17 protein-coding genes are annotated in these 20,145 nt (G+C 73.8%); 11 read left to right on the top strand and 6 right to left on the bottom strand.

The features are described 5' to 3' along the window. The first annotated feature begins 6 nt into the window (after positions 1-6). Positions 7-1,383: an APC family permease gene (locus FZ988_RS05515; RefSeq protein WP_149202975.1), complete on the top strand. Its 1,377-nt coding sequence runs from the start codon at positions 7-9 to the stop codon at positions 1,381-1,383. Between the two features lie 94 nt (positions 1,384-1,477). On the opposite strand, the gene FZ988_RS05510 is transcribed toward FZ988_RS05515, so the two are convergent. Both FZ988_RS05510 and FZ988_RS05505 read right to left on the bottom strand, forming a co-directional pair. Continuing rightward, the gene (locus FZ988_RS05510; protein WP_149202974.1) at positions 1,478-2,551 is read right to left on the bottom strand and encodes an NAD-dependent epimerase/dehydratase family protein; all 1,074 of its coding nucleotides are present in this window, start codon (positions 2,549-2,551) and stop codon (positions 1,478-1,480) included. Between the two features lie 14 nt (positions 2,552-2,565). Further along, positions 2,566-2,751: a hypothetical protein gene (locus FZ988_RS05505; RefSeq protein ID WP_149202973.1), complete on the bottom strand. Its 186-nt coding sequence runs from the start codon at positions 2,749-2,751 to the stop codon at positions 2,566-2,568. 266 nt (positions 2,752-3,017) lie between these two features. Here FZ988_RS05505 and sqr point away from each other — a divergent pair, with 266 nt between their 5' ends. The 6 genes from sqr to treZ all read left to right on the top strand — a co-directional run bounded on the left by sqr (position 3,018) and on the right by treZ (position 11,912). Further along, complete coding sequence (gene sqr, locus FZ988_RS05500; protein WP_149202972.1) at positions 3,018-4,301, top strand: type III sulfide quinone reductase, selenoprotein subtype; 1,284 nt, start codon at positions 3,018-3,020, stop codon at positions 4,299-4,301. Between the two features lie 30 nt (positions 4,302-4,331). Next, on the top strand, positions 4,332-4,646 hold the full coding sequence (locus FZ988_RS05495; protein ID WP_149202971.1) for a TusE/DsrC/DsvC family sulfur relay protein: 315 nt from the start codon (positions 4,332-4,334) through the stop codon (positions 4,644-4,646). 30 nt (positions 4,647-4,676) lie between these two features. After that, the gene (locus FZ988_RS05490) at positions 4,677-5,183 is read left to right on the top strand and encodes a DsrE/DsrF/DrsH-like family protein (protein ID WP_149202970.1); all 507 of its coding nucleotides are present in this window, start codon (positions 4,677-4,679) and stop codon (positions 5,181-5,183) included. A gap of 139 nt (positions 5,184-5,322) precedes the next feature. Further along, positions 5,323-7,440 (top strand): glycogen debranching protein GlgX, encoded by a 2,118-nt coding sequence (gene glgX / locus FZ988_RS05485; RefSeq protein WP_149202969.1) that lies wholly within the window; start codon positions 5,323-5,325, stop codon positions 7,438-7,440. Then, a complete protein-coding gene (treY, locus tag FZ988_RS05480; RefSeq protein ID WP_425457951.1) occupies positions 7,437-10,004 on the top strand; it encodes a malto-oligosyltrehalose synthase in 2,568 nt (855 codons plus the stop codon). The genes glgX and treY overlap by 4 nt, the downstream gene beginning before the upstream one ends. Before the next feature lie 99 nt (positions 10,005-10,103). Beyond that, the gene (gene treZ / locus FZ988_RS05475; protein WP_149202968.1) at positions 10,104-11,912 is read left to right on the top strand and encodes a malto-oligosyltrehalose trehalohydrolase; all 1,809 of its coding nucleotides are present in this window, start codon (positions 10,104-10,106) and stop codon (positions 11,910-11,912) included. A 20-nt stretch (positions 11,913-11,932) separates the two neighbouring features. Here treZ and zapE read toward each other — a convergent pair whose 3' ends face one another. Continuing rightward, positions 11,933-13,039, bottom strand: a complete 1,107-nt coding sequence (gene zapE, locus FZ988_RS05470) for a cell division protein ZapE (protein WP_149202967.1) — start codon at positions 13,037-13,039, stop codon at positions 11,933-11,935. A 6-nt stretch (positions 13,040-13,045) separates the two neighbouring features. Continuing rightward, positions 13,046-13,855 (bottom strand): SDR family NAD(P)-dependent oxidoreductase, encoded by an 810-nt coding sequence (locus FZ988_RS05465; RefSeq protein WP_149202966.1) that lies wholly within the window; start codon positions 13,853-13,855, stop codon positions 13,046-13,048. Between the two features lie 110 nt (positions 13,856-13,965). Here FZ988_RS05465 and FZ988_RS05460 point away from each other — a divergent pair, with 110 nt between their 5' ends. Next, positions 13,966-14,451: a hypothetical protein gene (locus FZ988_RS05460; protein WP_149202965.1), complete on the top strand. Its 486-nt coding sequence runs from the start codon at positions 13,966-13,968 to the stop codon at positions 14,449-14,451. A gap of 80 nt (positions 14,452-14,531) precedes the next feature. On the opposite strand, the gene FZ988_RS05455 is transcribed toward FZ988_RS05460, so the two are convergent. Next, entirely contained in the window at positions 14,532-15,830 is a 1,299-nt protein-coding gene (locus FZ988_RS05455; protein WP_246169229.1) for a carboxylate--amine ligase, read from the bottom strand. Then, positions 15,827-17,263: an NADP-dependent phosphogluconate dehydrogenase gene (gndA, locus tag FZ988_RS05450; RefSeq protein ID WP_149202964.1), complete on the bottom strand. Its 1,437-nt coding sequence runs from the start codon at positions 17,261-17,263 to the stop codon at positions 15,827-15,829. Before gndA ends, FZ988_RS05455 begins: the two co-directional genes overlap by 4 nt. A 120-nt stretch (positions 17,264-17,383) precedes the next feature. On the opposite strand from gndA, the gene FZ988_RS05445 reads away from it, so the two are divergent. The 3 genes from FZ988_RS05445 (at position 17,384) to FZ988_RS05435 (ending at position 20,111) form a co-directional block, all read left to right on the top strand. Then, positions 17,384-17,965 carry a DUF3000 domain-containing protein gene (locus tag FZ988_RS05445; protein ID WP_425457950.1) on the top strand — a complete coding sequence of 194 codons (582 nt, stop codon included), beginning with the start codon at positions 17,384-17,386 and terminating at the stop codon, positions 17,963-17,965. Between the two features lie 124 nt (positions 17,966-18,089). Next, entirely contained in the window at positions 18,090-18,629 is a 540-nt protein-coding gene (locus tag FZ988_RS19125) for a helix-turn-helix transcriptional regulator (RefSeq protein ID WP_281287155.1), read from the top strand. Between the two features lie 171 nt (positions 18,630-18,800). Continuing rightward, on the top strand, positions 18,801-20,111 hold the full coding sequence (locus FZ988_RS05435) for an HRDC domain-containing protein (protein ID WP_425457949.1): 1,311 nt from the start codon (positions 18,801-18,803) through the stop codon (positions 20,109-20,111). Positions 20,112-20,145 lie beyond the last annotated feature (34 nt).

Raw genomic sequence — 20,145 nt, 5'->3', positions numbered from 1 at the left:
CGGCGCATGGCGACGACTCCCCCGCCCGCAGGCTCCGGCCACGTGACACAGGACGCCGCGACGGGCTCCCCCGGGCGCCCCACGCTGCGTCGCGCCGTCTCCCCCGCCATGCTCTTCGCGTTCATCCTCGGCGACGTGCTGGGAGCGGGCGTCTACGCGCTCGTCGGGGAGATGACCGGGTCGGCGGGCGGCTTCGCGTGGCTCGCGTTCGCCCTCGCCCTCGCGATGGCGTTGCTCACCGCGTTCTCCTACGCCGAGCTCGTGACCAAGTACCCGCACGCGGGCGGGTCGGCGGTGTTCGCGGAGCGCGCCTTCGGTCGCCCCGTCGTCTCCTTCCTCGTGGGGTTCGCGATGCTCTCGGCGGGCGTCGTCAGCGCGGCAGGCCTGGCGCTGGCGTTCGCCGGCGACTACCTGGGCGAGTTCCTGTCCGTCCCGCCGCAGGCCGCCGCGGTGGTCTTCCTGCTCCTCGTCGCGGCGCTCAACGCGCGGGGCGTCAAGGAGTCGCTGCGGGCCAACCTCGCCATGACGGTCGTCGAGGTGTCCGGCCTCGTGCTCGTCGTGGTGCTGGGCGCCGTCGTGCTGGGTCGGGGCGGTGGAGACCCGGCACGGCTCCTCGAGGCCCCCGAGGGCACGGGCGTCGGTGCCGCGGTCCTCGCCAGCGCACTCGTGGCGTTCTACTCGTTCGTGGGGTTCGAGACGTCGGCCAACCTCGCGGAGGAGGTGCGCGACGTGAGCCGGGTGTACCCCCGCGCGCTCTTCGGCTCGCTCCTCGCCGCCGGCGTCGTGTACGTGGCTGTCGGCGCAGTCGCCCCGGCGGTCGTCGCCCCTCAGGACCTGGCTGCGTCGAGCGGACCGCTCCTCGAGGTCGTGCGCGCGTTCGGCGACCTCCCGCTCGGCGTCTTCGCCGTCATCGCGCTGGTCGCCGTCGCCAACGGCGCCCTCCTCACGATGATCATGGCGAGCCGACTCGCGTACGGGATGGCGACGCGCCGGCTGCTGCCCGCTCCCCTGGCGCGCGTCCTGCCGGGCCGGCGCACGCCCGGTGTCGCCATCGCGGTCACCACCGCCGTCGCCGTCGTGCTCGCGCTCACGGGCGAGCTGGTCGACCTCGCGTCCACGGTCGTCCTGCTGCTCCTCTTCGTCTTCCTCAGCACCAACGTCGCGGTCCTCGTCCTGCGCCGGGACCGCGTGGAGCACGACCACTTCCGGGCACCGGCGGTGATGCCGTACCTGGCGATCGCGTCCTGCCTCGTGCTGCTCACGCAGCAGGAGCCGCAGCACTGGCTGCTCGCGGGTGGCCTGCTCGCCGCCGGGGCGGTCCTGCACGTCGTCGTGCGCCGCACGGCCGGCGAGGCCGCGCCGCTCGCGCGACCCGAGGGCTGAGCGCGGGGTCCGGCCGCGGGCCGGGCGGGCCGCGAGACGGCGGGCCGCGAGCGCCGCGCCGGCCGAGGGCCGGGGGCGTCACCCGGGCGCCGGCTCAGCGGAGGTCGGTCTGGCCGCCGACCACTGAGCGACGCGCGCGCCGTCGCGGGCGCAGCACGGGGCTGGCCGTCCCTCGACCACGGGCCATGCCCTCGACGAGCTCGGCCAGGGCCGCCTGGCCCGACCAGCGCGGCGACCAGCCGAGCTCGGCAGCCGCGCGCGTCGTGTCGAGCAGCGGAACGCCTCGCGCCAGGTCGACCCACCCCGGGCTCACGGCCACGGCCCGTGCGTGCCACGCCGCGGCCACGGCGCCTCGCACCGCGGAGACCGGTACCGGTGCCCAGCGGCCCTCCGCGACGACGTCGGCGACGTCCTGGGCGCGGAGCACGTCGGCTGCGGCGACGTTGAAGGCACCTGCGGCGCCGCGTACGAGGATCTCGCGGTAGAGCCGCGCGACGTCGTGCGCGTGCACGGCCTGCACCCGCACCCCGCGTGGCCACGGGAGCAGCGGCAACGGGTGCCGGAGCACGGCGGCGGGCGCGAGGGGTCCGAGGAAGTAGCGCTCGATCGCGGAACCCGCCCGGCCCTGGAAGATGAGCGCGGGGCGGACGCGGGCGACCAGGAGCCCGGTGGCGCGTTGCTCGGCCTCGTCGAGCAGGCGCTCGACGGCGACCTTGTCGACGCTGTACGCGCTGCTCCGCACGCCGTCGGTCCGCCAGCTCTCGGCGCGCGGCACGTCGTCGTCGACCGGCGAGTACGCGCCCACGGAGGACGCGACGACGAGGTGGGGCACGCGTGCGCGCGCGACGGCGGCGAGGACGCGTCGGGTGCCGTCGACGTTCGTGCGCCGCAGGACGTCGCGCCTGTGGGTGGGCTGCAGCGCCCAGGCGAGGTGCACGACGGCGTCGGCGCCCGCGAAGACGCCGGCGAGGCGCTCGACGACCGGCTCGTCCGGTCCGGGCACGGCGAGGTCGACGGGCTCCCATTGCGCCCTGTCGTACGGCTTGGGCGGGCGCGTGGACGGGGTGCGCCGCGCGACGGCGACCACCGAGGCGTCCGCGTCCTCGCGCAGCACCGCGAGGAGTGCGCTCCCGACGTTGCCGCTCCCGCCCACGACGACGATCCGCATGGGCGGGTCCCCCGTCAGGCCGGGTCCGGGTCGGCCGGCCGACCGCCGCGGGGGTTGAGCATGTCAGGGTCCGCGTCGGGATCCCCGGTGCTGGGCCCGGTCGCCTCGCCTCCCTCACGCGGGTTGAGCGCCTCGGGGTCGGAGTCGGGGTCGGTGGCGGGGTCGTACGCCGCGCCGCTGTCAGGTGTCTGCTCGCTCATCGGCCCACGGTCGCACCGGTCCGAGGGGTTCGCACGTCGAGCGGTCGGGCCTGGCGGCTCGCGTCCCACGCGGTCCGGACGCCTGCCTGGCGACGTCGACGAGGCCGGGCGGAGAACCTCACCCGCCATACCCCCATGGGTATGACCTTCGTCCCTGTCGGTCGTCCGTCCGTCGTCCCTAGCGTGGGAGTCAGGCGGCGTTCTCGCCGTCGGCCACCGTCGGCCGCACCCGGTCCCCGGTGGGTCGCTCCGACCTGGGACAGGACATGAGAAGACTCGTGGTGCTCGGCGGCGGGACCGCCGGGACGATGGTCGCCAACAAGCTGCGGCGTGCGCTCCCCACCCAGGCCTGGTCGGTCACGGTCGTGGACCCCTCCCCGGCCCACTACTACCAGCCGGGCTTCCTCTTCCTCCCGTTCGGCACGTACCGCGCGAAGGACGTCGTCCGTCCGCTGCGCCGGCAGCTGCGGCGAGGCATCACCCTGGTGCCGCGGGCCGTCGACCGGGTGGACCCCGACGCCCGCCGCGTCCACCTCGAGGACGGCAGCGAGCTCCCGTACGACTACCTGGTCATCGCGACGGGCACCACGCCCCGCCCCGACGAGACTCCCGGCCTGGCCGAGGGCCTCGGGCACAACGTCCACGAGTTCTTCACCTACGCAGGCGCCATGGCCCTGGCCGCGAAGCTCGCCGCATGGCCCGGAGGACGCCTCGTCGTCCACGTCGCCGAGATGCCGATCAAGTGCCCCGTGGCGCCGCTCGAGTTCGCCTTCCTCGCGGACGCGTTCTTCACCGAGCACGGGCTCAGGGGCGCGGTCGAGATCACGTACGTCACCCCGCTGCCGGGCGCGTTCACCAAGCCCATCTCCTCGGCGTACCTGGGCGGGATGCTCGAGCAGCGTGGCATCACGGTGGAGCCCGACTTCGTCGTCGAGTCCGTGGACGCCGAGGCGGGGACGATCAGCTCCTACGACGAGCGCGTCCTGCCCTTCGACCTGCTCGTCACCATCCCGGTGAACATGGGCGCCGACTTCGTGGGCCGGTCGGGCCTGGGTGACGAGCTCAACTACGTCCCGGTCGACAAGCACACCCTCCTGTCGACGGCCCACGACACGATCTTCGCGATCGGCGACGCGAGCGACGCACCCGCCTCCAAGGCCGGCTCGGTCGCCCACTTCCAGGCCGACAGCTTCGTGCCCAACTTCCTGGCGCACGTCGAGGGCCGGCCGATGCCCGAGTCGTTCGACGGCCACGCCAACTGCTTCATCGAGTCCGGGGCAGGCAAGGCGCTGCTGATCGACTTCAGCTACGACACCGAGCCCCTGCCGGGGACCTACCCGCTGCCCTACGTCGGGCCGATGCAGCTGCTGCGGGAGACCCGGCCCAACCACTGGGGAAAGCTCGCGTTCCGCTGGCTCTACTGGAACGTCCTCCTGCCCGGGCGGCGCATGCCCGTCCCGGCTCACATGTCCATGACCGGCAAGCGGGTGCCCGCCCCGGCCGCGACGCCCAGCACGCCCGGCCCACGGGTCCCGGCCGGCCTCGACTGACACCACGCCCGACCCACGAGAGGACGAGAGATGACCGTGACCACGATCGACGGACGTGAGGTCCACGTCGATGCCGAGGGCTTCCTCACCGACCCGACCGAGTGGGACGAGGCGCTCGGGGCGGCGCTCGCCCGCGCCATCGGCGTCGAGCTCACCGAACGCCACTGGGAGGTCCTGCGCTTCCTTCGCAAGGACTACGAGGGCCAGGGCGAGACCGCGACGACGCGACGCGTCCAGACGGTCGGCGGGTTCCCCACCAAGGAGCAGTTCGCGCTCTTCCCCAAGAAGCCGGCCAAGAAGATGGCGTACGTCGCCGGCCTGCCCAAGCCCAAGGGCTGTGTCTGACCCCCACGCACGCCGACGAGAGGACGCATCATGAGCACGCCCGACAGCCTGGTCCCGAGCTTCGACGACGACGCGAACGAGGGTCGCAAGCTCGCCATCATCTGCTCCAAGGGCAACCTCGACATGGCCTACCCGGGGCTCATCCTCGGCAACGCCGCCCTCGGCGAAGGGGTCGAGACGCACCTGTTCTTCACGTTCTGGGGCTTCGACATGATCACGAAGTCACGCATGGCGGACCTCAAGTTCACGCCCGTCGGCAACACCGCGACGCACATGCCCATGGGGCTGACCCCGCTGCCCGGCATGACGGGCATGGCCACGAAGCAGATGCGGAAGTCGCTCGAGGACCTCGACATCCCGCCCGTCCCCGAGTTCCTCGACCAGATCGTCGCGGCGGGGGGCCACCTCTGGGCCTGCCGGCTGAGCGCCGACATGAACAAGCTCACGGAGGCGGACCTCTACGACGACGTCGAGGGGATCATCAGCGCGAGCGACTTCATCGAGCTCACGCAGGGGGCTCAGCTCCTGTTCATCTGACCGCCCTCGCACACGCATGGTCACCGGACGCGCGCCGGGACGCCCGTCGGGACGCCCACCGCGTCCGGTGACAATGCCCACAGACCGGACACCGGTGGCCGGTGCGCGCGCAGCGGCACGGCCTGGCAGGCTGGGGCCCATGCAGATCTGGCCGGGCAAGCCCTACCCCCTCGGTGCCACGTTCGATGGCTCCGGCACCAACTTCGCGCTGTTCTCGGAGGTCGCCGAGCGGGTCGAGCTCTGCTTGATCGGCGAGGACGGGACCGAGGAGCGGATCGACCTGCCCGAGGTGGACGCGTTCGTGTGGCACGCGTACCTGCCGACCGTCCAGCCCGGTCAGCGGTACGGCTTCCGGGTGCACGGGCCGTACGACCCGGCCAACGGCCACCGCTGCAACCCCGCCAAGCTCCTCCTGGACCCGTACGCCAAGGCGATCGACGGCCAGATCGACGGGCACCAGTCGCTCTTCTCCTACACCTTCGGCGACCCGGACAGCCACAACACCGACGACTCGCTCGGCCACACCATGACGTCGGTCGTGATCAACCCGTTCTTCGACTGGGGCCACGACCGCCCCCCGCTGCGCGACTACCACGAGAGCGTCATCTACGAGGGCCACGTCAAGGGCCTGACGATGCAGCACCCGGGCATCCCCGAGGAGCTCCGTGGGACGTACGCCGCGATGGCGCACCCGGCGATCATCGAGCACCTCGTCGAGCTCGGCGTGACCGCGATCGAGCTCATGCCCGTGCACCAGTTCGTCAACGACCCGACGCTCCAGGAGAAGGGCTTGTCGAACTACTGGGGCTACAACACGATCGGCTTCTTCGCGCCGCACAACGGGTACGCCTTCTCCTCGAACCCCGGCCAGCAGGTCCAGGAGTTCAAGCAGATGGTCAAGGCGCTGCACGAGGCGGGCATCGAGGTCATCCTCGACGTCGTCTACAACCACACGGCCGAGGGGAACCACCTGGGCCCGACGCTCTCGTTCCGGGGCATCGACAACGCTGCCTACTACCGCCTCGTGGACGAGGACAAGCGCCACTACTACGACACGACCGGCACGGGGAACTCGCTGCTCATGCGGCACCCCCACGTGCTCCAGCTGCTCATGGACTCCCTGCGCTACTGGGTCAACGAGATGCACGTCGACGGATTCCGGTTCGACCTCGCCTCGACCCTGGCCCGCCAGTTCCACGAGGTCGACCGGCTGTCGGCGTTCTTCGACCTCGTCCAGCAGGACCCGGTCATCAGCCAGGTCAAGCTCATCGCCGAGCCCTGGGACGTCGGCGACGGCGGGTACCAGGTCGGCGGGTTCCCGCCCCTGTGGAGCGAGTGGAACGGCAAGTACCGCGACACCGTGCGCGACTTCTGGCGGGGCGAGCCCGCGACCCTCGCCGAGTTCGCGAGCCGCCTGTCGGGGTCGTCGGACCTGTACGAGCACTCGGGCCGCAAGCCCATCGCGTCGATCAACTTCGTCACGGCGCACGACGGGTTCACGCTCACCGACCTGGTCTCCTACAACGAGAAGCACAACGAGGCCAACGGCGAGGGCAACAACGACGGCGAGAGCCACAACCGCTCCTGGAACGGAGGCGTCGAGGGCCCGACGGACGACGCGGCCGTGCTCGAGCTCCGGTGGCGCCAGCAGCGCAACTTCCTCACGACGCTCCTGCTGTCCCAGGGCGTGCCGATGATCGCGCACGGTGACGAGCTGGGCCGCACGCAGGCGGGCAACAACAACGGCTACTGCCAGGACAACGAGCTGACCTGGGTCGACTGGGACCTCGACGAGGCTCAGGAGAAGCACCTCGAGTTCGCCAGGAGGGTCGTGCGACTGCGGCGCGAGCACCCGGTGCTGCGGCGTCGGCGCTTCTTCTTCGGCAGCGCGGACCACGGCGGCGAGTCGGAGCTGGGCGACATCGCCTGGCTCACGACCTCGGGCGAGCACATGTCGGACGCCGACTGGCAGGACGGCCTGGCACGCGCCGTGATGGTCTTCCTCAACGGCGAGGCGATCGCCGAGCCGGACGCGCGCGGCGAACGTGTGGTCGACGACAGCTTCCTGATCATGTACAACGCCGCGCCCGAGCCGGAGACCTTCACGCTCCCGCCGGCGGAGTTCGGCACGACCTGGACGTGCGTCGTCGACACCGACCACACGCTCGAGCCCGGCGCCGAGGTCGGTGCGGGCGCAACCGTCGAGATCACCGGGCGCAGCACCCTGGTGCTCATGCGACCGGTCGGTGACGAGTGAGCGCACCCGAGCGCTCGGTCGAGCCTGCCGACGGCCCGACCGAGCGCGCCGCGGACCGTCCCGGGCCGGCCCGTCGTCGACCGCCCCTGGGCAGGCCCGTCCCCGTCTCGACGTACCGGCTCCAGCTGAACGCCGGCTACACGCTCGACGACGCCGTCGCGCAGGTCCCGTACCTCGCGCGGCTGGGTGTGACGCACCTCTACCTGTCCCCCGTGCTCACGGCAGCGCCCGGCTCGACGCACGGCTACGACGTCGTGGACCACGACGAGATCTCGCCCGTCCTCGGCGGTGCGCCGGCGCTGCGCCGTCTCGCCGAGGTCGCGCACGAGCACGGGCTCGGTCTCGTCGTCGACATCGTGCCCAACCACATGGCGGTGCCCACTCCGGTGTGGCACAACCGTGCGCTGTGGTCGGTGCTCGCCCAGGGCCCCGAGTCGCCGTACGCGTCGTGGTTCGACGTCGACTGGTCCGCGGGCGACGGCGCGCTGCTCATGCCCGTGCTGGGGCGACGCATCGGCGCCGTCCTCGCGTCGGACGAGCTCGTGCTCGGCCACGAGGTCGTGCCGGGCACCGGGACGGACGAGGCGCAGCCGGTGCTCCGCTACTACGACCACGTGTTCCCGGTACGCCCGGGCACCGAGAACCTGCCGATGGGCGAGCTCGTCGAACGTCAGCACTACCGGCTCGCCTACTGGCGCGTCGCGGACGAGGAGCTCAACTACCGGCGCTTCTTCGACGTGGGGACGCTCGCCGCCGTGCGCGTCGAGGACCCGGCCGTCTTCGACGCGACGCACGAGCTCGTCACCTCCCTCGTCCACGAGGGCGTCGTCGATGGGCTGCGCATCGACCACCCGGACGGGCTCGCGGACCCGCAGGGCTACCTCGACCGGCTCGCGGCCGCGACGGACGACGCGTGGGTCGTCGTCGAGAAGATCCTCGCCCCCGCCGAGGAGCTGCCCGAGGACTGGGCCACCGCGGGCACCACGGGGTACGAGGCCATGTGGCGCGTCGTGGCGACCTTCGTCGACCCGAGCGGCGGCGGCGAGCTCGGCGCGGTCATGCACCGCCTGACGGGCGACACCGCCGACGCACTGCCCGCGCTCGTCGAGAGCGCGAAGCGGCAGATCGTCGCCGGCCCGCTCTACGCCGAGGTCAACCGCCTGGCGGACCTCGCCGCGGAGATCTGCCGGGACGACGTGCGTCTGCGCGACCACACGTGGCGGTCGCTGCACGACTGCCTGGTCGAGCTCGTCGTCGCCGCGGACCGCTACCGCTACTACGTGCGACCCGGCCTCCAGGTCCACCCCGACGCGCAGGCCGCGTTCGAGGAGTGCGTCGCCGTCGCGCGCACGCGCCTGGACGAGGACCGGCTCGAGACGCTCGACCTGCTCGCCGAGATGCTCATGGGCAAGGAGATCGGGTCTGCCGGCCGCACCCGGGAGGCTCGTCGCGACGAGCTGCTCGTCCGCTTCCAGCAGACCTGCGGCGCGATCATGGCCAAGGGCGTCGAGGACACCGCGTTCTACCGGTGGACCCACCTCGTCGCGCTCTGCGAGGTCGGCGGCGCCCCGGAGCGCTTCGCGATCAGCCCGGACGAGCTGCACGCGTGGGCCGCGCGGGCCCAGGACCATGCGCCCGTCGCGATGACGGGCCTGTCCACCCACGACACGAAGCGCAGCGAGGACGTGCGCGCCCGCCTCGCGGTGCTCTCCGAGCTCCCCGCGGAGTGGTCGGCGCTCCTCGACACGGTGCGGGCGGCCACCGCGGAGGCCCGCCCGGTGCTCCTCGACGGGCGCACCGAGAACCTCCTGTGGCAGACGCTCGCGGGCACCTGGGACGCCCAGGGGCCGATCGCCGCCGAGCGCCTCGAGGAGTACCTCACGAAGGCGATACGCGAGGCGAAGTCGCACACGAGCTGGACGGCGCCCGACGAGGCGTACGAGCAGGCCGTGCTCGAGTACGCGCGCCACGCCCTGGCGTCCGACGACGTCGCAGCAGCGTTCACGGACTGGGTCCGTCGAACGGCGCCCGGGACGCGCGCGACGACGCTGGGGACCAAGCTCGTCCAGCTCACGCTGCCGGGCGTCGCCGACGTCTACCAGGGCACCGAGGTGCCGGCGGTCGCGCTCGTCGACCCCGACAACCGGCGCCCCGTCGACTTCGCGGGTCTCGCCGCGCGTCTCGACCGCCTGGAGGGCGAGCCCGCGCGGTCGCTCGCGGACGAGAAGCTGCTCGTCACGTCGCGCGCGCTGCGCGTCCGGCGCGACGAGGCTGCGGCCTTCACCGGGACGGGCGCCGGGTACCTGCCGCTCCCCTGCTCGTCGGGCAACGCGATGGCCTTCGCGCGGACGGACGCCGGCGCACCCCGAGCGGTCACGGTCGTCACCCGCCTCGCGCTCGCCCTCGAGCGCCTCGGCGGGTGGGGCGAGCACACGGTCGCCCTGCCGGAGGGGCGCTGGCGTGACGCCTTCACGGGCCGTGAGGTCGACGGTGGCGTCGTGCGCGTCGCGGACCTCCTCGACGTCCTCCCGGTGGCCCTCCTGACCCCGGCGGGGCAGGCTTGAGGGGTGACGACCCCCGCCGCTGACCTGCCCGGATCGCCGCCCGCCCCCGCCGCGCCCGATGGCCCGTCCCCTGCCCCGGCCACGCCAGGCGCGTCCGCGGTGGGTGTCTGGGCCCCGACCGCGGGGCGCGTGGACCTGCACCTGCCCGGCGAGGCCCGTGTGGCCGCGATGCACCGCGGGACCGACGGGTGGTGGCGCTCGACCGAGCCGCTCCCCGACGGGACCGACTACGCGTTCGCCGTCGACGGCGCGGACCCGCGCCCCGACCCGCGCAGCCCGTGGCAGCCCCACGGCGTGCACGCTCCGAGCCGCACGTTCGACGTGACGCGGCACGCGTGGGGCGACGCCGGGTGGGCGGGCGTCGACGTGCGCGGCCGGGTCGTCTACGAGCTCCACGTGGGCACGTTCACGGCCGAGGGCACGCTCGACGCGGCCGTCGACCGCCTCGACCACCTCGTCGAGCTCGGCGTCGACGTCGTCGAGCTCATGCCCGTCGCGGCCTTCCCGGGTGTGCACGGGTGGGGCTACGACGGCGTCGCGCTCTACGCGGTGCACGAGCCCTACGGCGGACCCGCCGCCCTGCAGCGCTTCGTCGACGCGGCGCACGCACGCGGCCTGGCCGTGTGCCTCGACGTCGTCTACAACCACCTCGGCCCGTCAGGGAACTACCTCGGGGTGTTCGGCCCGTACTTCACGGACCGGCACCACACGCCGTGGGGCATGGCCGTGAACCTCGACGGCCCGGACTCTGGCGGCGTGCGCGCCTACGTCGTCGACAACGCCCTGCGCTGGCTGCGCGACTTCCACGTCGACGCGCTGCGCCTCGACGCCGTGCACGCCCTCGTCGACGACTCGCCGCAGCACCTGATCGCCGAGCTCGCGGACGCCGTGGCCGCGCTCTCCGCCGAGCTCGGGCGCCCTCTGTCGCTCGTCGCCGAGTCCGACCTGAACGACACGACCATGATCACCCCGACGGCCCAGGGCGGGCTCGGCATGACGGCGCAGTGGGCCGACGACGTGCACCACGCGGTCCACGCGAGCCTCACGGGCGAGCGGCACGGCTACTACGTCGACTTCGGCCCCGCCGAGGTGCTCGCGAAGGCACTCACGCGCGCGTTCGTGCACGACGGCGGCTGGTCGACCTTCCGGGACAAGCCGTGGGGACGACCCGTCGACCCGTCGACCGACGGCCACCGCTTCGTCGTCTTCGCGTCGGACCACGACCAGGTGGGCAACCGCGCGCTCGGTGACCGGCCGTCGCAGAGCCTGGACCAGGGCGGCCTGGCCATCGCCGCCGCCCTCGTGCTCACGTCCCCCTTCACCCCGATGATCTTCATGGGTGAGGAGTGGGGGGCCCGGACGCCGTGGCAGTTCTTCACCGACCACGCCGAGCCCGAGCTGGTCGAGGCGATCCGTGCCGGCCGGGCAGCCGAGTTCGCCGGGCACGGCTGGACCGCGATCTACGGCCGGGAGGTCGAGGTCCCCGACCCGCAGGCCCCGGCGACGGTCGAGCGCAGCCGACTGGACTGGTCGGAGCTCGAGGACGACGGAGGGCCCGAGCACGCACGACTCCTGGCCTGGTACCGCGACCTGGTCGCGCTGCGCCGGGACGAGCCCGCGCTCGCGTCGGGCGACCTCGCCGCGACGAGCGTCACCCACGCAGACGACGACACCTGGCTCGTGGTCCGCCGCAGGGACGTGCGTGTCGCGGTGAACCTCGCGCAGCACCCCGTGGAGGTCCCGGTCGGTCGGACGCCCACGGTGCTGCTCGCGTGGGACCCAGCGGGCTCTGTGGGCTCTGTAGGCACCGTGGGCACCACGACCCTCACGCTTCCCGGGCGGTCGGTCGCCGTGCTGCGCGTCGGGCCTGACGCCCGCCTCGACGCGGCCGAGGCGCCCTCGGCCTGACGCAACGACCTCGCGGGCGGTCAGGACGACCGGTTCGAGACCTCGTCACCGACGGTGCCGCGAGGCCGTGGTGCCTCGCCGACGGCCGAGCCGGGCGTCGCCTCGGCCCCGGGCACCTGCTCGGCGAGCGCCCCGAGCCGTGACAGGGCCCGGAGGTACTTCTTCCGGTAGCCGCCGCGCAGCATCGCCTCGCTGAAGAGCCCGTCCGTGCCGCGGCCGCCCAGCGCCACCGGGACGTCACGGTCGTAGAGCCGGTCCACGAGCACCACGAGGCGCAGGGCGTCCGCCTGGTCGGCCACGGGACCCACGTCGGTGAGCGCGACCAGCCGCACCCCGTCGACGAGGGCCGCGTAGCGGCTCGGGTGGATGGTGCGCAGGTGCGCGAGGACCGCCTCGAAGGGGTCGCACGTCGCGCCGTCGGTGCGTGCCGCGAGCGCGGCGACCGCGTCGTCGGGCAGCCCCCGTTCGGGATGGGCGGCGCCGCGGTGGCGGTAGTCGGGACCGTCGATCCGCAGTACCTCGAAGCGGGCCGACAGCGCCTGGATCTCACGCAGGAAGTCCTCGGCGGCGAACCGCCCCTCGCCCAGGGACTCCGGCAGCGTGTTCGACGTCGCCGCGAGCGTGACGCCCGCGTCGGCCAGCTCCCGCAGCAGACGGGACATGAGGACCGTGTCGCCCGGGTCGTCGAGCTCGAACTCGTCGATGCACACCAGGCGTCGGTGGCGAAGGGCATGCGATGCCGGGCCGAAGCCGAGAGCACCCACGAGGTGCGTGTACTCGACGAACGTCCCGTAGGCGACCGCGTCGTCGCCCAGGTGCGCCCGCGTGACGTGCGCGAGGGCGGCGAGGAGGTGCGTCTTGCCGACCCCGAACCCTCCGTCGAGGTACACCGCGGGTGCCGCGGTCCGCCGGCCGAGGCGCCTCGCCCACCCGCTCGGGCGCCGGGTCGTGGCCCCGGCGACCTCCTGCAGCCTGGCGCGCGCGGCGGCCTGGCTCGGGTGCTCCGGGTCGGGGACGTACGAGTCGAACGTCGCGTCCGCGAAGTGGCGCGGCGGCACGAAGCCTGCGAGGAGCTGGTCGGCCGCGACCTGCGGTCGGCGGTCGGTCAGGCTGTCGGCTCGTCCCATGACGGGTCAGCCTAGGTCGACGGGTGCCGGTCGGCCCCCCGCGCCGTTTGCACCGCCCGCATCGTCCGCCGCCGACGGTCCGGCGACGCCGTCGATGCCGGGCGCGCCGTCCACGCGGACGTCCCGCGGCGAGCCGGGGTCCGCGAGGACGCCCAGCACGGCGCGCGCGACGGCGTCACCGCCGACCGTCGCCACGGGCGTGCGGTTGCGCTCGTCGCCGGCCACCGCGGCGAGGACCGACACCTCGTGGAAGCGCACGGAACGGCCGATCGTCTCGGCTCGCAGCACGTCGAGCAGCATGGCCTGACCGGCTCCCGCGACGCTCACCGGACCCGAACCCGCCATCGGCTCGCGGGCAGCCGCCCCGTTGAGCGCGACGTAGACACCGTCGGTCGCCGCCGCCAGGCCGGGCACGAGGGCCCGCGCGACGAGGAAGTGCGCCGTGAGGTGGCTCGTGATCAGCTCGCGCCACGCATCGGGCGCCAGGTCCACGAGCTCGGTCCCGATCCACCAGCCGCCGATCGCCGCCACCACCGCGTCGGGTGGGCCGCCCGCCGCCCGCGCGGCGACCGCGATCTCGACGGGGTCGTCCCAGGTGCGCACGTGCACGTGGGTGAGCCGGGCGTCCTGCGTCACGCGGGCGTCCTGCGTCCCGGGGGAAGGCCGCGCGCCCGGGGACTCAGCGCGCCGCGTCGGCACCAGCACCCGCGCGCCTGCGGCCAGGAGCGCACGGACCACGAACCCGCCGACCAGGCCGGTGCCGCCCGCGACGACGACGAGCCGGTCCTCGAGCTCGACGCGCCGGGCCAGGTCCACGCGGCCATGCTAGGCCGGACCGTCCGGCCCCGGCGCCGTGGCTGCGGGCGCTGCGGGGGCGCGTCGCGCCCGGTGTGCCCGCCTCACCGGACGGCCGATAGGCTCGTGCCGTGAGCGAGATCATCCTGGTCCTGACCGAGGACACCCTGACGTCCGCCGACGTCGAGCACATCACGGCGCTGCACCCGGACGACGACGTGCGGTACCACGTCCTGGTCCCGGCGGACACGGAGCACAACCTCCTGGTCTCGCTCGTGGACCACCTGAGCCTCGGCGAGCTCCGGGAGGCGCTCGACGCCGTGCTCCGCCGCGAGCCCGCCCCGCAGCGCGCGCACTCGACCGCCGCGGACCAGCTCGAGGCGAGCATCGCGGCCTTCACGCTCGCGGGCACCCCGGTCGACGGCGTCGTGGTCTCCGACGACCCGCTGCCGGCCCTGCGCGCAGCGGTCGCCGACCATGACGTCCGCGAGGTCGTCGTCGTCACGGTGCCGCACGCGCTCGAGGACACCTTCCACACGGACTGGGCGTCACGTGCGCGCGACGAGCTCAAGGTCCCCGTGCTCCACCTCTACAGCGGCACGAGCCAGCTCGGCTGAACGCCGCGCCCTGACCGCGCCCGCGGGGGCACGGCACAGGCGCCGCGCTCGTATCGCCCGGAGCACCGCGCCGGTGACGGTCAGAGCCCGGTGCCGGTGACCTCGGGGTAGTAGCGACGGAACTTGCGTACCTGGTTGAGGGTCGCGAGCCGGACGTACAGCCGCCGCTTGAGGCGCCGCTCCGCGCGGTAGCGGAGCGGGTGGGCGGTTGCCCGACGCCGCACGAGGTCGTCGACCTTCGCGCGCAGCGCAGGGTCGAGGACGTACCGGCGCAGCAGGCGGTGCGGGACGATCGAGTACAGGATCTCCCGCTCGACGACGACGGGCTCGACCGCTGCGTGGTCGACGCGGTCCTCGACGAGGAACCGCGTCGGGTTGGCCCCCGCCGCGGTGACGTAGTAGTTGTTGCGCCCGATCCGCGGGTTGACCTCGAAGAACTGTGCCGAGCCGTCACGGGGGTCGACCTTGACGTCGAAGTTGGCGAACCCGACGTAGCCGGTGCTCAGCAGCAGGCGGTGCGCCTGCTCGAGCATCTCGTCCCATCGGCCCGTGATCATCGCGGCCGGGTTCCCGAGCCCGCTCGGCGTGTGCTCCTCGAGCAGCACGTGCGCGCAGCAGGAGAGCGTCACCACTCCCCGGGTGTCGACGTAGCACGTGATGCTGCGCATCTGCGTGTCGTCGCCCGGGATCATCTCCTGCACGACGAAGCGCCCGGCGAAGCCCGCCTCGGCGAGCCGCGCCCATAGCGCGTCCAGCTCCGCCGGGGTGTCGACCTGGTAGACCTTGCGCTTGCCCGGGAAGCTCAGCCGCTCGTAGTCGGCGCTGTTGGCCGCCTTGGCGATGAGCGGGTAGGTCAGCTCGACGGGCTCCGCGCGCCAGCCCGGGGAGCCGGCACCCGCGAAGTCCTGGACGACCGTGCGCGGCGTGCTGATGCCGAGCTCCGTGCACAGCTCGGCGAACCGGGCCTTGTCGGCGAGCCGGTCCAGCAGGTCCGAGCCGAGGAAGGGCACGGTGTACCACTGCTCGAGCTCGGTGCGGTTGCGCACGAGGAACCGGACGAGCCAGTCGGTGTTCGCCAGCAGCAGCAGCTCGGGGTGGGCAGGGTCGGCGGCGAACCGCTCCGCGACGCCCCGCACGGCCTCGAGGATCGCCTCGGGCGACGCGTCGACACCGAGCGCCACGTTCTCGAGGATCGTCGAGTCCGCGACGGGCCCCAGCACGCTCAGGCTCACGACGATCGTGCGCACGCCGTACTGCTCGTGGAACGCCCGCGCCAGCGCGTAGACGCCGATGTCGGCACCGAGGATCACGGGCTGGAACGCCCGGCCGCCGGGTGAGCGCCCCTCGGCCGTGCGGACAAGGGCCTGCTCAGCGGTCATGCGTCGTGCTCGGTGCGGTCGCCGGTCCAGTCGGTGTGGAACGTCCCGGCCCGGTCGGTGCGCTGGTAGGTGTGTGCACCGAAGAAGTCGCGCTGGGCCTGGATGAGGTTGGCGGGCAGCCGCTCGGCGCGCACGCCGTCGTAGTACGCCAGCGAGGAGGAGAACGCGGGCGTCGGGACGCCCGTCGCCGCGGCCCGGGCGACGATGCGACGCCACGCGGGCACGCCTCGGCCCACCGCGTCGGCGAAGTACTCGTCGGCGAGCAGCAGGGGCAGCTCGGGCGTGCGCTCGTAGGCCTCGGTGATCCGGTCCAGGAAGCGCGCGCGGATGATGCAGCCACCACGCCAGATCCGGGCCATGGCGCCGCGGTCGATGCCCCACCCGCGCTCGGCCGACGCGGCCGCGATCTGGTCGAAGCCCTGCGAGTACGCGACGACCTTCGACGCGTACAGGGCGAGCCGCACGTCCTCGACGAACGCCGCTCGGTCGGTCACCGGCACGTCGCTGGTCCCCGCGACGAGGACCCCACGGGCCGCCTCGCGCTGGGGGGTGGACCCCGACAGCGCGCGGGCGAAGGTCGCCTCGGCGATGCCCGTGATCGGGACGCCCAGGTCCAGGGCGTTCTGCACGGTCCAGCGCCCGGTGCCCTTCTGCTCGGCCCGGTCCGCGACCACGTCGACGAAGGCCGCACCCGTGACCGCGTCCGTGTGCGCCAGGACGTCGGCGGTGATCTCGATCAGGAACGACTCGAGGTCGCCCGTGTTCCACTCCGCGAAGATCTCGCCGATCTCGCGCGCCGACGCACCCAGGCCGAGCCGGAGCAGGTCGTAGGCCTCGGCGATGAGCTGCATGTCCGCGTACTCGATGCCGTTGTGCACCATCTTGACGAAGTGGCCGGCGCCGTCGGGGCCCACGTAGGTGCAGCACGGGACGCCGTCCACGCGCGCCGCGATCGACTCGAGGATCGGGCCCAGCACCTCGTAGGACTCGCGTGACCCGCCCGGCATGATCGAGGGCCCGTTCAGCGCACCCTCCTCACCGCCCGAGACGCCGCTGCCGACGAAGTGCAGGCCGTGCTCGCGGAGCTCCGCCTCGCGCCTGATGGTGTCCGGGAAGTGCGCGTTGCCCGCGTCGATGACGATGTCGCCGGCCTCGAGCAGCGGGACCAGCTCGGCGATGACGGCGTCCGTCGGCGCACCGGCCTTGACCATGATCACGACCTTGCGCGGCCGTTCGAGCGACGCCACGAAGTCCGCCATCGACTCGCTCGGCACGAGCTCGCCCTCGTCGCCGTGCTCGGCCACCAGGGACTCGGTCTTGGCGAACGACCTGTTGTGGACCGCCACGGTGTAGCCGTGCCGCGCGAAGTTCCGCGCGAGGTTCCGTCCCATGACAGCAAGACCGGTCACACCGATCTGCGCGCGTGCGGACATGCTCGAGGTTTCCCTTCGCCGGTGGTGTCCGGCCAGCGTAGTGCGGCCCGCCGGGTGAGACCCGTCGTGTCCGCGCGGCGGTCCACCACCGCGTCGCACCCCGGTCGTACGCTGCGACGCGTGATCACAGCCGACGCCGACGTCCCGGCGGAGTTCGTCCGGGCCCTCGAGCAGCTGCGCGACAGGCGCCTGCGTCCGGAGGTCCGCCTGACGGAGATCCCGGCGCCCGCCCGCATCGCGCCGTACGCCGTCGCGCTCACGGCCGAGGTGCACGGTGACGAGGACGCGGGGCCCGGCCACGAGGAGCCGACGACGGGCCGGTTCGTCCTCCTGCACGACCCGGCGGGCCAGGAGGCCTGGGACGGCACCTTCCGCGTCGTCTCGCTCGTGCGGGCGACGCTCGACCCCGAGGCCGGTGCGGACCCGCTGCTGTGCGAGGCCGCGTGGACGTGGGTCGAGGACGCGCTCGCCGCACCGGGCGTCGACGCCCACGCCGTGGGTGGCACCGTCACTCGCGTCATGTCGCAGTCGTTCGGGGCGCTCGAGGAGCGTCCCGCCGAGGTCGAGGTCGAGATCCGGGCCTCGTGGTCGCCACGCGGCGACGCGGGCGCACACCTGGGCGCCTGGGCGACGCTGCTGTGCACCGCGGCGGGTCTCCCCCCGCTGCCCGACGGCGTGACGGCGCTCGGCCGACGCCGCTAGACCTGCTGCGCGCCACCCGACGACGGGACGGCCGTGAGAAAAGTCACGGGGGCGGGCTCAAGGCCGCGTGACGGCGTGCCGATATGTCCAGCACGCAACCGTTGTCGTCCGTGTGGAGCCCCCGTTGACCGTCGAGCACGTCCGGACCAGCCCGGTGCGCCGGGTGCCCGTCCGGACCCCGGCCCGCGCCGAGACCGCGCCCGGCCAGCGGACCGCGCCGCGTCCCGCACCCGGAGACCGCGGGCCCCTGTGCCTCGTCGTCCCTGAGATCGGCGACGGCGACGGCTCCGTCCTCGTCCGCACGCTGCGCCGTCGCGAGTCGACCCGTGCGGTCCTCCTGACGCGCAAGGCCGGGCGCCGCGAGCTCGTCGTGCTCCTCGGTGGCGGGGTGCGCGGCGCGGTCGCCGCGGAGACGCCGGGTGCCGCCCGTGCCCCCGGCCGGCCCGCCGCGCCGGAGGCGCGCCCCGGGCCCGAGCTGACGGCTCGCGAGCTCGGCGTGCTGCGCCTGGTGGCCGACGGGCGGTCGAACCGGCAGATCGGCGAGCGTCTGGACCTCTCCGCGCTGACGGTCAAGAGCCACCTCGCGCGGATCTCGCGCAAGGTCGGCACGGGTGACCGTGCCGAGATGGTCGCGTACGCGATCCGGAACGACCTCCTGGGCTGAGCGGCCTCGGGCGCTTGAGCGGGAGCACCGGCGGACCTCGTCGGCCGGCCGCGGCCACGCCTGACGGACCGTGTCCCTGGGACGCCGTACGGTTGAGGCATGCCGCATGCGCTCGACGCCGAGGGGTCCACCACCTCGGCCGCCGACCATGACGTGAGATCAGGGACAGCGGTGACTCAGACAGCGACGAGCAGCACAGCATCGACCGCCCCGACCGGGGGCGACGGGCCTGACGGGCCGCCCGAGCAGGGCCCCCCGGCCGAGGCGGACCCCACCGCACCCGTGGTCGTCCCACTCCTCGAGCCGGCCGACGGGGTCCCGCCGGTGATCGACACGCCCGCGGCCCTCGCGGAGGCGGTCGCGGCCTTCGCAGCCGGGACCGGCCCTGTCGCCGTCGACGCGGAGCGCGCCTCCGGCTACCGCTACGGCCAGCGCACCTACCTCGTCCAGCTCCGCCGCGAGGGCGCGGGCACCGCGCTGGTCGACCCGGTGGCGCTGCCCGACCTCTCCGAGCTCTCCGCCGCGCTCCGGGGGGTCGAGTGGGTGCTGCACGCCGCCTCCCAGGACCTGCCGGGGCTCACCGAGCAGAACCTGCGCCCGGACGCGGTCTTCGACACCGAGCTCGCGGCCCGGCTGCTGGGCATGGAGCGGGTCGGGCTCGCGGCCGTCGTCGCGGAGATCCTGGGCCTGGGCCTCGCGAAGGAGCACTCCGCGGTCGACTGGTCGACGCGTCCGCTCCCGCCCGAGTGGCTGCGGTACGCCGCACTCGACGTCGAGGTCCTCGTTGACCTGCGGGTCGAGCTCGGCGAGCGCCTGCGCACCGCGGGCAAGGAGGAGTGGGCCCGCCAGGAGTTCGAGGCGGTCCGGCTCGCTCCCCCGGCCGCGCCGCGCGTCGAGCCGTGGCGTCGCACGTCCGGCCTGCACGCGATCCGTGACCCGCGGCGCCTCGCCGTGGTCCGCGCGCTGTGGGAGGCCCGTGAGGCGGACGCCCGGCGGCGGGACGTGTCGCCCGGCAGGGTTCTGCCCGACGCCGCCATCGTCGCAGCGGCCACCGAGCTGCCGCGCACCGTCGCCGCGCTCACGGCGCTGCGCCCGTTCTCCGGCAAGGGGACGCGTCGCCGGGCCGAGCAGTGGTTCGCCGCGGTCCGTGAGGGCCTCGACGTCCCGGACGCAGAGCTGCCCACGACGCGCGGCCCGCGCACGGACGCCCCTCCTCCGCCCCGCGCGTGGGCGGATCGCGACCCGGCCGCGGCGGCACGGCTCGCTGCCGCCCGCACCGTGGTCGGCGACCTCGCGCAGCGCCACTCGGTCCCCGTCGAGAACCTCCTGCAGCCCGATCTCCTGCGTCGGCTGTGCTGGACCCCGCCCGGCGACCTGAGCGAGGATGCGGTGGCGGAGTTCCTCACGACGGGCGGCGCCCGCCCGTGGCAGGTCGAGATGGTGGCTTCTTCCCTTGCGGCGGCGTTTGTTACTCTCCGGTAACTTGCTCGCCTGGACAACGTCGTCCACCAAGGAG

This window comes from Actinotalea subterranea, from assembly GCF_008364845.1.
Classification (GTDB): Bacteria; Actinomycetota; Actinomycetes; order Actinomycetales; family Cellulomonadaceae; genus Actinotalea; species Actinotalea subterranea.
Note: the sequence above shows the minus strand (reverse complement) of the source record. Positions and strands in the feature narration are given on the sequence as shown.